10 protein-coding genes are annotated in these 15,119 nt (G+C 73.4%); 4 read left to right on the top strand and 6 right to left on the bottom strand.

Translation table 11 applies throughout. From position 1 onward, the window contains the following. Both AC507J_RS25280 and AC507J_RS25275 read right to left on the bottom strand, forming a co-directional pair. The coding region (locus tag AC507J_RS25280) for an amino acid adenylation domain-containing protein (RefSeq protein WP_496291693.1) at positions 1-6,099 on the bottom strand (6,099 nt) is incomplete at its 3' end. A 20-nt stretch (positions 6,100-6,119) separates the two neighbouring features. Further along, positions 6,120-7,763, bottom strand: coding sequence for an MBL fold metallo-hydrolase (locus AC507J_RS25275; RefSeq protein WP_496291692.1), 1,644 nt, complete (start codon positions 7,761-7,763; stop codon positions 6,120-6,122). Positions 7,764-7,901: 138 nt separating this feature from the next. On the opposite strand from AC507J_RS25275, the gene AC507J_RS25270 reads away from it, so the two are divergent. Continuing rightward, positions 7,902-8,882 carry a hypothetical protein gene (locus tag AC507J_RS25270; RefSeq protein WP_496291691.1) on the top strand — a complete coding sequence of 327 codons (981 nt, stop codon included), beginning with the start codon at positions 7,902-7,904 and terminating at the stop codon, positions 8,880-8,882. After that, positions 8,879-10,012, top strand: coding sequence for a fatty acid desaturase (locus AC507J_RS25265; protein WP_496291690.1), 1,134 nt, complete (start codon positions 8,879-8,881; stop codon positions 10,010-10,012). Before AC507J_RS25270 ends, AC507J_RS25265 begins: the two co-directional genes overlap by 4 nt. On the opposite strand, the gene AC507J_RS25260 is transcribed toward AC507J_RS25265, so the two are convergent. After that, the gene (locus AC507J_RS25260) at positions 10,009-10,701 is read right to left on the bottom strand and encodes an O-methyltransferase (RefSeq protein WP_496291689.1); all 693 of its coding nucleotides are present in this window, start codon (positions 10,699-10,701) and stop codon (positions 10,009-10,011) included. The two genes, AC507J_RS25265 and AC507J_RS25260, sit on opposite strands and share 4 nt — an antisense overlap. Positions 10,702-10,745: 44 nt before the next feature. Between AC507J_RS25260 and AC507J_RS25255 the strand changes: the two genes are divergently transcribed. Beyond that, positions 10,746-11,798 (top strand): methyltransferase domain-containing protein, encoded by a 1,053-nt coding sequence (locus AC507J_RS25255; RefSeq protein ID WP_496291688.1) that lies wholly within the window; start codon positions 10,746-10,748, stop codon positions 11,796-11,798. Here the strand turns inward: AC507J_RS25255 and AC507J_RS25250 are convergent. The 3 genes from AC507J_RS25250 to AC507J_RS25240 all read right to left on the bottom strand — a co-directional run bounded on the left by AC507J_RS25250 (position 11,730) and on the right by AC507J_RS25240 (position 14,575). Further along, positions 11,730-12,632 (bottom strand): ATP-binding cassette domain-containing protein, encoded by a 903-nt coding sequence (locus AC507J_RS25250; protein WP_496291695.1) that lies wholly within the window; start codon positions 12,630-12,632, stop codon positions 11,730-11,732. The genes AC507J_RS25255 and AC507J_RS25250 overlap by 69 nt on opposite strands. A gap of 66 nt (positions 12,633-12,698) precedes the next feature. Further along, complete coding sequence (locus AC507J_RS25245; RefSeq protein WP_496291687.1) at positions 12,699-13,394, bottom strand: response regulator; 696 nt, start codon at positions 13,392-13,394, stop codon at positions 12,699-12,701. Then, complete coding sequence (locus tag AC507J_RS25240) at positions 13,391-14,575, bottom strand: sensor histidine kinase (RefSeq protein ID WP_496291686.1); 1,185 nt, start codon at positions 14,573-14,575, stop codon at positions 13,391-13,393. The genes AC507J_RS25245 and AC507J_RS25240 overlap by 4 nt, the downstream gene beginning before the upstream one ends. Here AC507J_RS25240 and AC507J_RS25235 point away from each other — a divergent pair. Next, positions 14,544-15,017 (top strand): chorismate mutase, encoded by a 474-nt coding sequence (locus AC507J_RS25235; protein WP_496291685.1) that lies wholly within the window; start codon positions 14,544-14,546, stop codon positions 15,015-15,017. The genes AC507J_RS25240 and AC507J_RS25235 overlap by 32 nt on opposite strands. Positions 15,018-15,119 lie beyond the last annotated feature (102 nt).

Here is a 15,119-nt window from a genome sequence, read left to right as displayed (position 1 = left end):
CGTCGGGGTGGCCGGCGCCACGAGGTCGTCGGTGGGACGCGGCGGTGCGGGCAGGGCGGCCTTGTCGACCTTCCCGTTCGCCGTCACCGGGATCGCCGACAGCTCGACGAACGCGGCCGGCACCATGTACTCCGGCAGCCATCCCCGCAGGTGGTCGCTTAGCGCCTCGGTGGGCGGCAGGCCGGCCGCCGCGTCGGACGGGACGAGGTAGGCCACCAGGCGCTCCCCCACGACGGCGACGACCGCACCGCCGACGCCGGGGTGGGTGGCCAGCCGGGCCTCGATGTCGCCCGGCTCGATCCGGAAGCCGCGGATCTTCACCTGGTCGTCGGCCCGCCCCAGGAACTCGAGGTCGCCGTCCGCGCGCCAGCGCACCAGGTCGCCGGTGCGGTACAGCCGCGAGCCGTCGGCCGCGAACGGGTCGGCCACGAACCGTTCGGCGGTCGCAACCGGGCGGCCGAGGTAGCCACGGCCGACGGGGGCGCCGCCCGCGTACAGCTCGCCTGCGACGCCGACCGGGGTGGGGGTGAGGTCCGTCGCCAGCACGAGCAGGCGGGCGTTGGCCAGCGGTGCCCCGATGGGCACGACGCCGTCGCCGTCGCGGCCCGCGCACGCGTAGGCGGACACGTCGATCGTCGCCTCGGTCGGGCCGTAGACGTTGTCGACGGCGACCCCCCAGCGCCGCGCCACGGCCCGCACCACCGACCACGGCAGCGCCTCGCCGCCGCAGACGATCCGGCGCAGTGCGGTCAGCCGCTCGCGGGCCACGCCGCCGTGCTCGACGACCGAGCCCAGCACGGCCGGCACGGTCGGCCAGAGCGTCACCGCCTGCCCGGCCAGGAGCCCGGCGACCACGCTCCCGGGGGGCGCGACGGCCAACGTCCCGCCGGCGACCAACGCCGGGAAGATCTCGATGCCGAACGCGTCGAAGCTCGGCGACGTCGACACCAGCACGCAGTCGGCACGGTCGACGGCGAAGCGGCGCACGAACCACTCCACGTAGTTCAGCAGTGAGGCGTGCTCGATCATCACGCCCTTGGGCCGGCCCGTCGAGCCGGACGTGTAGATCACGTACGCCAGGTCGCCGCTGCCGGCGGCGGCCGCCGGCCCGGCTCGTCGGGCGCGCCGCCGCTCGATGGTGCCGCCGGGCCCGACGAGCAGGGCGGCGTCCGAGTCGGCGAGCATGAAGTCGAGGCGCTCGGCCGGGTATGCCGGGTCCAGCGGCAGGTAGGCGCCGCCGGCCCGCCAGACCGCCAGCAGCGCCACGACGAGGTCGATCCCGCGCTCCAGGCGCAGCCCGACCAGGGTCTCGGGGCCGACGCCGGCGGCCCGCAGCCGGGCGGCCAGCGCGGCGGAGCGCTCGTCCAGGCCCCGGTAGGTCAGGCAACGGTCCGCGCACACCACCGCGACCGCGTCCGGGCACCGCGCCGCCGAGGCCAGGATCGGCGCCAGCACGCTCTCCGCGCCGGACACCGCGGTGACGGTGTCGTTGAACTCCAGCACCAGCCGCCGCTGCTCCGCCGGGGACAGCACGGCGAGCCGCGAGATCGGCACCGCCGGATCGGCCGCCATCGCGCCGAGCACCCGCACCATGGCCGCGACGATCCGCTCGGCGGTCGCCGGGTCGAACAACGCGGTGCTGTACTGCAACTCGCCGGCCAGCCCGTCGCTCTCGCCGATGGTCAGGGCGAGGTCGTACTTCACCAGCAGCGTTTCGTCGAGCATGTCCATGGCCGGCGCGACGCCCACCGATCCGGGTAGCTCGCTCCCGGGCTCCTCACGCCCAGCGACGGCGTAGTTGAACATGACCTGGAACAGCGGCGTGCGGGACCGGTCCCGGACGGTGGCGAGGTCCTCGACGATCTGCTCGAACGGCAGGTCCTGGTGGCCGAACGCCTCGATCGCGGCCCGCTGGACCCGGCTCACCAGTTCGGCGGCGGTCGGGTCGCCGGTGAGGTCCGTGCGCAGCACCAGCATGTTGAGGAAGAGCCCGATCAGACCCTCGGTCTCGGCCCGGCCCCGGTTTGCCACCGGCGAACCGACGGCGACGTCGGTGGTGGCGCAGAACCGGCCCAGGACGACCGCGAACGCGGCGAGCGACGTCATGAACATGGTGGCGCCGCTGTCGCGGGCCAGCGCCCGCAGGCCGGCTGCGGTGGCGGCGGGGACGGTGAAGCGGATGGCGGCACCGGCAGGGGAGCGCACCGGCGGGCGGGGCCGGTCGACCGGCAGCTCCAGGGGGACGAGGCCGGACAGGCGTTCCCGCCAGTACGCCAGCTGGCCCTCCAGCACGGAGCCGGAGAGCCATTCGCGCTGCCACGCCGCGACGTCCGCGTACTGCACCGGCAGCGGCGGCAGCGCCTGCCCGGCGTAGAGCGCGGCCAGCTCGCGGCGGAAGATGTCGTCGGACCACTCGTCGAAGGCCACGTGGTGCACGGCGACGACGAGCAGGTGCTCGCGCTCGGCCAGGCGCAGCAGCGACGCGCGGATCGGCGCTCCGCCCGCCAGGTCGAACGGCGCCTCGACGGCCAGCCGCACCAGCGGCCGGGCCGCAGCGGCCGGGTCGGCGGCGCCGGACACGTCGAGCACGGGCAGCGGGAACGGCCCGGGCGAGTCGATCACCTGCCGTGCGGTGCCGTCGGGCCCGGCGACCAGCCGGGTGCGCAGTACCTCGTGCCGCGCCACGACGCCGGCGAGGGCCCGGCCCAACGCGGCGACGTCGAGCGGGCCGGTCCAGCGGCTCGGCAGCGCCAGGCCGTACTCGGTGGAGCCGGGCTCGAGCCGGTCGAGGAACCACAGGCGCTGCTGCGCGAAGGACAGCGGCAGGGGCTGCGCCCGGTCGGCCTGCGGGATGGCCGGCGGCACTAGCGGGCCGGCGACGGCCGCGTCGTCGATGAGCGCGGCCAGCCCGGCGACGGTCGGCCGGTCGAAGAGGGCGGCGAGTGGCACGTCGACGCCGAACACGGTCCGGATCCGCGAGACCACCTGGGTGGCCAGCAGCGAGTGGCCCCCGAGCTCGAAGAAGTCGTCGGCTGCGCCGACCCGCTCGACGCCGAGCACACCCGCCCAGACGTCGGCGAGGCGCTCCTCAGCCGGTGTGGCCGGGACGACGTACCCCCCGTCGTGCTCGGGCGAGGTGGTGTCCGGGGCCGGGAGGGCGCTGCGGTCGATCTTCCCGTTCGCGTTCAGCGGTAGGCCCGCGAGCTCGGTGAAGATCGAGGGGATCATGAATTCGGGCAGGCTGCGACGCAGGTGGGCGCGCAGCTCGGCGGTCGCGGGCAGGCCGTCGGCCGGGTCGGCGGGGACCGCGTAGGCGACCAGGCGTCGGTGAGTGTCGGCACCCCAGGCGGTCACCACCGCGGCGCGCACGCCCGGATGGCCGGCCAGCGCGGCCTCGACCTCGCCGGGCTCGATCCGGAAGCCGCGGATCTTGATCTGGCTGTCGGCGCGGCCGAGGAACTCGAGGCGGCCGGCGGCGCTCCAGCGGACCCGGTCGCCGGTGCGGTACATGCGGGAACCGTCGGCCGCGAACGGGTCGGCGACGAACCGCTCGGCGCTCAGGGCCGGGCGGTCGCGGTAGCCGCGTGCGACCCGGGCACCGGCGATGTACAGCTCGCCGGGCACCCCGACGGGCACCGGGGCCAGGTTGGCGTCGAGCGCGTAGACGGTGGTCTCGGCGATGGGCAGCCCGATCGGCACGGGCAGCATCGGATGCCGCAGCACCCAGGCGACCGCGGTGATGCTCGCCTCGGTCGGGCCGTAGGTGTTGTAGACGGGAATGCTCGTGTGCTCGAACCAGCGGGCCAGCGCGAGCGGCGGCACGGCCTCGCCGGCGAGGATCAGCAGCCGCCAGCCGGCGGCGAGCGGGGCCGGGCCGGGCAGCGAGGCGATTACGAGTTCCCAGAGCGCGGGCGTGAGCTCGGCGACGGTCACCCCGTGGGACCGGATCACCTCCAGGATCCGGGCCGGGGTCCACGGCTGGGTGCCGCGCAGCGCGAGCCGGCCGCCACGCATGAGGACCGGGAAGATCTGTTCGGCGGCGGCGTCGAAGGCCGGCGACGCGAACTGCAGGGTGGCGTCGCCCGGGCCCAGCTCGTAGCGGCGGCCCATCTCGACCAGGGTCAGGCTCATCGCCCGGTGGCCGATCATGACGCCCTTGGGCCGGCCGGTGGAGCCGGAGGTGTAGATGACGTACGCGAGCTGCTCCGGCTCCGGCTCGGGTCGATCGTCGGCGATCGGCGCGTCGTCGCCCCCGATCATCAGCAGCGGCACCCCGTGGCCGTCGACGGTCGCGGCCAGCGCCGGCTGCGTCACGACCAGCGTCGCTCGCGAGTCCTGCAACATGTACCGCAGCCGCTCCCGCGGATTGTCGGCGTCCAGTGGCAGGTAGGCGGCGCCGGCCCCCAGGACACCGAGCAGCGCGACGATCATCTCGGGGCCCCGGGACAGACACACGGCTACGACGTCGTCCGGCCCGGCGCCGCGGGCCCGCAGTGCGCCGGACAGCCGGTCGGCCTCCTCCATCATCTGCCGGTAGGTGACCTGGCGACCGCCCTCGACGAGCGCCACGGCATCCGGCGTCCGCGCCGCCTGGTCGCGCACCAGCGCCGGCACGCTGCGCCACGGCGGCACGGCGGCCGCGCCGGTGCCCAGCGCCAGCAGCCCGTCGCGCTCGGCGGCGGAGAGCAGATCGATCTCGTCGAGGCGGCGGTCGGCGGCCACGACGGCGTCCAGAACGGCGATGAAATGCCCGGCCAGCCGCTCGACCGTGGCCGCGTCGAAGAGCGCGGTGCTGTACTCGAACATCCCGGACAGCCCGCCACGGCCAAGGTCGCTGACGTTGAGCGCGAGGTCGGACACGGTCAGCTGCCGTGCCACGCGGCTCTCCCCGGCGCGGACGCCGCCGTCCTCGGTGCCGGCACCGGCCAGCTCGTCGGCGTCCGCCGCGGACGACACGTAGTTGAAGAACGTCTGGAACAGTGGCGAACGGGACCTGTCGCGCTCCTCGACGATGGCGTCGACGAGGTGCTCGAACGGCAGGTCCTGGTGGGCGTAGGCCTCCAGCGTGGTCCGTCGGACCCGTTCGAGCAGCTCGACGACGTCGGGGGCGCCGGCCAGGTCGAGCCGCATGACGAGGGTGTTGACGAAGAACCCGATGAGTTCCTCGGTCTCGGGCCGGCCCCGGTTGGCCACCGGCACGCCGACGACGACGTCCTCGGTGTCGCAGTAGCGGCCGAGAAGCACCGCGAACCCGGCCAGGAGGGTCATGAACATCGTCGTGCCACGTTCGCGCGACAGCGCCCGCAGCGACTCCGCCGTCGCGGCCGACACCCCGAACCGCACCACCGCGCCGGCCGAGGAGCGCACCGGCGGGCGGGGCCGGTCGGTCGGCAGCTCCAATGTCGGCAGGCCGGCCAGGCGCTCCCGCCAGTACGTCAGCTGCTCCTCGAGAACGGCGCCGGACAACCACTCCCGCTGCCAGAACGCGAAGTCGGCGTACTGCCCGGCCAGCGGCGGCAGCGGGTCGGGGCGGGCGGCCCGCAGCGCCGCGTAGATCGCGGCCAGCTCCCGCCGCAGGATGCCCGCGGACCAGTCGTCGAAGACGACATGGTGCACCGACAGGGCCAGCAGATGCTCATCGGCCGAGATCCGGATGAGGGTGGCCCGGATGAGTGGGCCGGCGGCCAGGTCGAACGGCGTCATCGCGTCGGCGACGACGAGATCCTGGGCGCTGGCCGTCGGGTCGGGCGCGCCCGAGACGTCGGCCATCCGCAGCGGGAACGGGCCGGGTGGGTCGATCAGCTGGTGGGCGACGCCGTCGGGGCCGGCGACCAGGCGGGTCCGCAGCGCCTCGTGCCGGGCCACGACCGTGCCGAGCGCGTTGCCCAGCGCGGCCACGTCGATCTCCCCGGCCAGCCGGATCGGCGACGGGACGTTGTATTCGATCGATCCGGGCTCGAGCTGGTCGAGGAACCACAGCCGCTGCTGGGCGAACGACAGTGGAACAGGTCCGTCGGGCCGTGCCCCCCAGCCGCGCGGCGCTGCCTGCTCCCCTCTGAGACGTCGCTCCAGCAGTTGCCGCTTGACCTCGGAAAGCATCTGGTTCCTCCGGAGGGGATCTACCAACGCCATTCGTGCTGGCCGTACAGGTGGTCGGCCTTCACACCGCGGCCGGCGCACCACCGCAGGAACTCGTCCACCTGCTGCAGCTGGTAGGAGTCCTCCGAGTAGCTGGTCGCCATCACGTGGCCGACAAGCCACGCCTCCTCGCCCATGGCGTAGATGTAGACCTCCTCGGCGCCCAACTCCTCGACGATGACGCCCGCCTGCTGCGCGTTGGAGCCCGACAGCGTCCGCGAGTCGCTCATCCGCTTCGACACCGGCGAGGTGAGCAGGCCGCCGTAGAGCCAGGTCAGCGGCGCGCCGGCGCACTCCATCCCGAGGAACGCCAGGTCCACCCGGCCTACGAACGAGCGGATCTCGCGGTACAGGCCGCGCTCGACCCCCGACGAGTCGGCTCCGATGAAGATCCGGCGGCCGCCGAGCTCGACGCAGTAGGTCGTCTTGGCCCGGATGTCGAGATCCGCGTGCTCGCCGAGGAACGGCGTGGCCGTCACCGATCCGCCCGGCAGCTCATGGCGGGCGAAGTCGTCGAGTTCCACCACGGGGAACCCGAGCTCCTCGATGAACAGCGCCAGCGACGGATCGGCCAGGTTGCCGCGCGAGCAGCGGGGCACGACCACGGCGCCGACGCGGCCGCGCAGCGCCAGCAAGGTCTCCAGCACGACGTGGTCCTGGTGGCCGTGCGTGAGCAGGACGAGGTCCACGAAATCCGGGAAATCCCGCCAGGTGTACCGGCCGGAGGCCGACACGTCGGCGGAGACCCACGGATCGGTCACCACGGCGACGTTCGGCGTCTGCAGGACCAGGCACGCGTGCCCGAAGTACCGAATCCGCGCTCCCGCCTCGACATGCCGGTCGGAATGCAGCCCAGGGTCATCGGTCAGCAGCGAACCGAGCGCCTCGACCTGCGCTCCCCCCAGCCCGAGCACGTCGCCGAGCCGGCCGGCCGACACCGGCCGCACCCGCGCTCCGAACAGCTCGTCGAGGCCGCGCTCGCGGAACGGCACGTCGATGTCGAGCACGCCGCCGCCACGCAGCCGCGGCGTGGACAGCACGAAGGGCCGCTCGACCCCTGACTCGACCGACAGCTGCAGCGACTGCCGGTCCCGGTCGTGCACGGCGGAGGCGTACACCACCGGCTCCAGAAACCGCATCGACGCCTGGTTGCCGGTGTCGTACACCAGCTCGATCAGGCCGCCGAGCGGTTTCGGCATCCGCTCGTACAGCCCCGCGAGGCTGAAACCCGCCGCGGCGTCGCGCAGCACCGCCTCGCCCTCGGCGATCGCGGCGGCGAACTCCAGCATCCGGGCCCGGTCGCGGCGGATGTCGGCCAGCAGCTGGGCCACGGCCTCCACCCGGTCGGCGCCGATGTTGACGAAGAACCCGCCGCGCAGCTCGGGATTCACCGCGGACGCGGCGTGCAGGGCGGGCTGCTCCAGGAACGACTCCAGCATCGGCACGTGGACGAACGCCAGGTTCATCGCCGCCTGGACCGGTGCCACGTTCAGCAGCCACGCGTAGAACCCGTCGACCAGCGGTTCGCACACCGCATCCGGCCGTAGGAAGCCAGTCTGCTCCGCCATCACGAACCTCCGATCGACGCACAACACTCGACACCCTAGGCACGGCCGCCATGCCACACAGCGCCGTGCAACCGACGCCGCAACACACTTGGACACCGCTGAGTTCGTGCCGCTTGACGCTTTTCGGCCCGCGCCCGGAGCATGGCCCCCGGACCGTCCGCGCCCGACCGAACTGCGACGGGAGCCAATACGAGCATGTCGACGAACATTCGCGCCGAACGCGTGATTCTCGTTTCGATGATGAAGTCGGGGACGCATCTCATCACGGAGCTGCTGCGGCAGCTGGGCTACCGTCTGAACGGTCACGTGCGAGTGCGGCCCGAGACCCGTCCGCTCTTCGACGCCGACACCCGGTGGCGGATGGCCGAGACCGTGTACGACGCCGACCGCCTGGCCCAGCTGAAGGCCGCCGACGAGGCGACCTTCGAGGCGGCCACCGACGAGGCGTTCGACGCGATCGCGTGGGCGTGGAAGCTGCGGCTGGGCATGCCCCTCGAGCGCTTCTACAGCACCGAGCTGGTCAACGCCGAGCTCGTGCGCCGGGCGGTGCGCCGCACAGCCGGGTCGCCCTTCGCCGAGACGCCGCCGAACATCTGCTGGGTGCTGCACGACTTCGACGTGCGCACCATGGACGGCGCATTCCTACGGGAGTGGACGGAGACCGGCCAGCCGCGCATCATCTTCAACTTCCGGGACCCGCGCGACATCACGCTGTCGATGGTGAACTTCCTGTGCGGGCATACCCGCGGCGGGCTGAGCGCGCTTAACAATCTCGGGGCGTTCACCCGCATCCTGCAGAGCAAGGACTCGCTTGACGAGCGGCTGCGCTACGCGCTCATGGACGAGTCGTTCCCGTCGCCCGGCGACCAGTTCAAGCGGATGCTGTGGCTGTTCAACCATCCCGACGTCTACAAGGTTTCCTACGAGGAGCTGGTCGGGCCGCAGGGCGGTGGGTCGCCGGAGGCGCAGCTGCGCGCCACGACCGGGCTGGCCGCATTCCTCGGCTGCGAGCAGGCCGGGCCGCTGAAGGATGTGGCGCGGTCGCTGTACAACCCGAACGCCTTCACCTTCCACAAGGGACGCGCCGGGGCGTGGCAGGACGTGTTCACCGAGGAGCACCGCCGGCTCGCGGAGGCGCGCTTCGGCGACATCCTGCCCACGTACGGATACGCGTGAGCAGCGGGTTGCGGCCCGCTCCCGCGAGCGAGACGCCGGGGGTGCCGCTGGACCTCGGCGCGCTCACGCCGGACGTGCGGCGGCGACTGCGGGCACTGAGCCGGCTGGACAACCATCACGGCGTGCTGGCCGTGCTGCTGGACTTCGCCGTCATCGCCGGCTCGGTGTGGCTGTGTGTCGGCGTCTCCTGGTACCTCTACCCGCTCGCGGCGGTGCTCATCGGCTCCACGCAGCGCGGCCTGGCAAACCTGCTGCACGAGGCGTCACACAAGAAGCTCGCCCGTAACCAAGGGCTGAACCTGGTGCTCGGCACCGTCTTCTCCGGCTACCTGGTCCTGCACCTCTACTCGCCGTACCGCAACGCGCACATCGGCTACCACCACCGCTACCTCGGCGACCCCGAACGCGACCCCGACTACGCGTTCCATCTCGAGTGCGGCCTCTACGACAGCCGCCAGTCCGACCTCGTCTTCTTCGGCAAGAACGTGCTGCTGGCGCTCTTCGGCTTCCGCACCGTGCGCTACGTGCGGTACATCATCGGCGACCGGATCTTCGGCGCGTTACCGCCAGCGAAGGTGTCGATGCCCGTCTCGGCGCGCACCGAGCGCGTGGTGCTGCTGCTCGAGTGGACGGCCATCGCCGCCGTGGCGGCCGCCACGGGCACGGCGCACCTGCTGCTGCTGTTCTGGTTCGTGCCGATCTTCACGACCGCGATCGCGATCGGCTGGCTGGCCGAGCTGGCCGAGCACTATCCGCTGCCGGAGAGCGAGTCGCGGCAGATCCTCATGACCCGCAACCGGCACGGCGGCGCCGTGGAGGACTTCCTGCTCGGCCGGCACTACGACAGCTACCACCTGGTGCATCACCTGAACACGGGCATCCCGTTCTGGAACATGCGCCGGGCCCACCGGGTACTGCTCGACGACCCCGCGTACGCCGCCTGGGACGGGATGTGGGCCGGGGTGCTCGCCCGGGGCAGGGGCGCGCGGGGCAAGGAGACGGTGGTGACGTACGCGTCGAAGTACCGGGCCTGGCGCCGCGCCGGGGGTGACCCGAAGTCGGCCGAGGTCACCTTCGCGGCAAGCCTGCTGCTCGCCGGCCGGGCCGGCGGGCCGCCCGCGGCCGGCTAATGCCGGCGGGCCAGCGTGAGTCCGTCACGGATCGGCAGCATGACGAGCTCGACCCGGGGGTCGGCGGCAGCGTGCTCGTTGAACGCGTGCACCCGGACCGGGTTGGGGGCCAGGACGCCGGGGGCGGGCTCGCGGGGTTCGAGGACGCCGCCGTAGGCGAAGGTGTTGTCGACCAGGATCAGGCCACCCGGATTGGTCCGCGGCACGACCTCCTCCCAGTAGTCGATGTAACCGTCCTTGTCGGCGTCGATGAACGCGAGATCGAACGCGGGCGCGGCATCCATGGCCCGCAGGGTCTCCACGGCCGGCCCGATTCTCAGCTCGATGCGCTCGTCGACTCCGGCGGCGCGCCAGGCGGCCCGGGCGAGGCCGGCGTAGCGGTCGCTGATGTCGCAGCAGACGAGCCGGGCGTCGTCGCCGGTGAGGCCGCGGGCGATGCACAGGGCCGAGTAGCCGGTGAACGTGCCGATCTCCAGGGCCGTCCGGGCGCCGATGGCGCGGGTCAGCAGCGTCATGAACGTGCCCTGGTCCGGCCCGATGAGCCAGCGGGACTGCTCGGCGAAGCGCTCGGCGGTGGCCGCGGCCAGTTCGCGCAGCGCCGGATGTTCGGCGGTGCTGTGGCGCACCGCGTATTCCTGCAGGGCGGGGTCGAGCAACGGACGGGCGGACGTCGTCGGCGTCTGCGTCATGGGGCACAACGTACGCCCGTCACGGCGCGTCGGGAAGGAGCGTCATGGACCTCGAAGCGGTGACCGATGAGGACTGGGGCCAGCTGCGGGCGGGGCTGCGCCGGGCCGGCTACACCACGGCGGCGGTCGGGGCGCTGCTCGGCGTCGACCGGCCCGCCGAGGAGATCCTGCGCAACACCGGCCGGTACTCGTTCTTCTATTTCGCCCGGCTCGCCCGGTCGGCCCAGCCGCTGTCGGTGCTGACCCGGCTGCTGCTGTTCTGCGCGCGGGTGCCCGCCGCCGAGCTGGGCCGCCTGGAGCCCGCGCTCGCGACGCTGCTGCGCCGCACCGGCCTGGTCGCGCTGGCGGAGGACGAACCCGGGGCGGTGCGGGCGACGGTCGTCGTCACGGAGCTGCGCGGCTGCTACTTCCTCTCCGATCCGGTCTTCGAGAACCGGGGCGCGGAGCTGGTCGTCTTCGACGCCGACGGGCGCTGCATGCCGCCGCATGCCTCGTCGCTGGAGCTGCTGGACAGCCTGCGCCGGCCGCCCGGCGCGCGGTCGTTTCTCGACGTCGGCTGCGGCTCGGGCTGCCAGTCGCAGGTGTTCGCGGCCGGGTACCAGCGGGTGGCCGGCCTCGACCCGGGGCCGAGGTCGGTGCGCTTCGCGCGGGCCAACGCCCGGCTCAACGGCGTCGCCGCCGCCTACGCCGAGGACCGCTGGGAGACCTTCGCGCCGTCTGAGCCCTTCGACCATGTCGCCTTCAACACTCCGGGCGCCGATGCCGCGTTCGCGTTCATCGACGACGGGCTCGACCGGCTGCTCGGCCCGGCCGGCCACGCCCAGGTGTGGCTGGTCTGCGAGCGCGCCGAGACCGACCGTGACTGGGCGGCGGCCGTCGCCCGCCGGCTGCGACGGCCCGAGCGCTGGCGGATCACGGTGTCGGCCCATCCGAACTCGCCGTTCGCGCTGGTGCCGGAGCGGCTGCGGGAAGGTCGGCTGCCGGCCGGGACGCTCCTCGTCGACCACCCCTCCGCGGCCGGGCCGTACCTACGCGACCTCGCGGGCCGCGGGGTGGCCGAGGTGGCCAGCCTGACCGTGACCGTCGAGCGTCCCTGAGAACTCGGTGACGTCACGGGTCAGCTCCATGTAGGCCGCCTCGAGCGTGCTGCGGTGCGGTGCGATCTGCTCGAACGGCACCCGGCCGGCGTTGAGCACCTCGATGATCCGCTCGGCGGGCAGCCCCGAGACGGTGAGGGTCGCCGAGCCGGCCGAGACGACGGTGGCGCCGGCCCGGGCCAGCACCGCGGTGGCGGCGGCGCGGGCACCGGTCTCCAGGGCGGTGCGGCCGCTGGCGGCGCGCTCGAGCAGGTCGCGCACGCCGACGTCGGCCACGACCCGGCCACGACCGGCCACCACGAGGTGGTCCGCGGTGTCCTCCAGCTCGCTCGTGAGGTGGCTGGCGACCAGGACCGTGCGGCCCTGACCGGCCAACTTCCGCAGCAGGCCGCGCATCCACATGACCCGTTCGGGTTCGAGGCCGTTGAACGGCTCGTCGAGCAGCAGCACCGGCGGGTCGCCGAGCAGCGCGGCGGCGATGCCGAGCCGCTGCCGCATGCCCACCGACAGCGCACCGGCCGGTCGGCGGGCGTCGGCGGGCAGCCCGACCAGCTCGAGGACATCGTCGACCCGGCGGCCGCCGATGCCGCTCGTGCGGGCCAGCCACAGCAGGTGGTTGCGCGCGCTCCGCTCGGGCAGCGGCGCGTCCGCGTCGAGCAGCGCGCCGACCTGTTGCAGGGGGACCCGCAGGCTGCGGTACGGCCGGCCGGCGATGAGCGCCTCGCCGGAGTCGGCGGCGTCAAGGCCCAGCAGCACGCGCAGGGTCGTGGACTTGCCGGATCCGCTGGGGCCGACGAAGCCGGTGACCCGGCCCGGCCGGACGGCGAACGACATGCCGTCGAGCGCGACGGTGGCCCCGTAGCGCTTGTGCAGTTCGCGCACCTCGACGGTGGGTTCCACTCAGGGCTCCTGGTCGTGAGCGCCCGGCACTACCAGGCGGCTCTCGTAGGCCACGACAACCGCCTGGGTGCGGTCGCGCAGCGCCAGCTTGCTCAGGATCCGGCTGACGTGGGTCTTCACGGTCTCCTCACCGACCACCAGCCGATCGGCGATTTCCAGGTTGGAGAGGCCGCTGGCGACGAGCCGCAGAACCTGCGTCTCACGCGGGGTCAGGCCAGCCAGCCGCCCGGCGGTGGCGGGCGGGACCACGGTGTCGCGTTTGAGCCGGGCGAACTCGCCGATGAGCCGGCGGGTGACGGCCGGGGCCAGCAGCGCCTCGCCGGCGGCGACCACCCGCACGGCGTCGAAGAGCCGCTCGGCGGTGGCGTCCTTGAGGACGAAGCCGCTGGCACCGGCCCGCAGCGCGTCGTAGACGTAGGCGTCGAGGTCGAAGGTGGTCAGGATGATGACCCGCGGGGCGTCCGCCCCGTCGGCGTACAGCTGCCGGGTGGCCTCGATGCCGTCGAGGACCGGCATGCGTACGTCCATGAGCACGACGTCGGGCGCCAGGTCGCGGCAGACGCGCACCGCCTCGGCACCGTCGGAGGCGGTGCCCACCACGACGAGGTCGGGCTGGGTGCCCAGCAGCGTGGCGAAGCCGGTGCGCACGACCAGGTGGTCGTCGGCCACGACGATGCGGATCGGTTGCGGCGTCATGCTCGTCCGGTCTCTCCTGAGTTGGTGGGCAGGCTCGCCTCGACTTGGAATCCGCCACCGGCCGCCGGGCCGGTCCAGACCTCGCCACCGACCGCCGCGGCCCGCTCGCGCATGCCCAACTGCCCGTGTCCGGCCTGGCCGGTGGGGTCCGGACCGGGCGGTGGGCCGGGGCCATTGTCGCGGATCCGCAGCCGCAGCGCGTTGGCGGTGAAGTGCAGCTCGACGTCGACGGCGGCGCCCGGCGCGTGCCGGCGGGCGTTGGTGAGTGACTCCTGCGTGATGCGGTACGCCACCAGCTCCACGCCCGGGTCGAGCCGCTCGGGCGGGCCGCGCACGATCAGCCGGATCGCCGAGCCGGACGCGCTGCGGGCCTCTTCGAGCAGATCGTCGAGCTGGCCCAGGCCGGGCTGCGGCCGGCGGGCCGCCTGCTCGGCCCCGGCCGGCGCGTCCTCGCGCAGCACGCCCAGCAGCCGGCGCATCTCGGTAAGGGCCGCCCGCGCGGTGTCGCCGATGGCCAGCAGCTGCCGGGCGCCTTCCGCCGGCAGGCCCGGCGTCGCCAGGCGCGCCGTCTCGGCCTGCACCGAGATCATGGAGACGTGGTGGGCGACCACGTCGTGCAGCTCGCGGGCGATCCGGGCCCGCTCGCCGCGGGCGATGTGGCCCACGAGACTCCCGGCGAGCTGCTGCCGGTCGGCCCGGTGGGCCCGCGCCTCGCACCGGGCGCGCAGCTCGGTGCCGGCCAGCGCAGCCGCCGGCACGAGCGCGGCCAGCAGGATCGCCCGGACCCGCAGGCTCGGGTCGCCCGGCCCGGCCAGCGCCAGGAGCAGCGCCGGCACCCCGGCCGATCCGGCCATCCACGACGAGCCGGCCAGCCCGAGCCGATAGGCGACCGCCAGCTGGGCGGCCATGGCCGCGGCCGGCAGCGTGTGGAACATGACGAGCGACGCCGCGCCGGCCACCACCACCGCGACCGCGGCGACCGCCGGGTGCCGGAAGGCCAGCGGGAGAGTGGTCGGCAGGCACAGGATGCCGACGACGAGCAGCAGCGTGACGAAGTCGAGCCGCGTGCCTTCGGCCAGCCGCTCGACGGTCCCGCCGCCGAGGGCGAGCCAGACGGCCACCTCGGCCCCCGCGAGGACGGCCAGTACGGTGGCGGCGACGGGCGGCGACGGTGCGACCATCGGGATCCCGGCGATCCTGCGCGCGCCTGTTCGATCCACCCGGCGATTATTGCAAGCGGCGGCGCATCACGAGGAGCATCCGCACCGTGGATCGCCCCGAAATTATCAGCTCGGCCGCAGCCGGTTTACCTTTCGGGAAAACGTGCACCGATATCTGGGAGAGATCATGGTGAACACGACAACCACGCCTCCGGCCGCCGCCGTCGACCGCATCGCGGCACTACGGGCGCGCATCGACGAGATCGACGCGGAGATCATCCGGCTGTGGCTGGAGCGGCGGGCCGCCGCCGAACGGATTGGCGCGATCCGTGTCGCGGCTGGCCGTCCCCGCATCGTGCAGTCCCGCGAGTATGAAATTCTCGAGCGCTTCCGCAGCGCCATCGACATCGACGGCACCAGCCTGGGGCTGCTGCTGCTCAAGGCCGGGCGGGGCCGCCCTTGACACCGTTGCGAAGCAGCGTACAACTGCGCTGCCGGCACAGTTGGACGTCTGCCGAATCCTTGCAATAGTGGGCAGCGCCGCATTGTTCGCGGCTTCATATCA

This window comes from Micromonospora sp. PRAS1, from assembly GCF_059553435.1.
The sequence above is the reverse complement of the archived record's forward strand: the minus strand, read 5'-3'. Positions and strand labels throughout refer to the sequence as shown.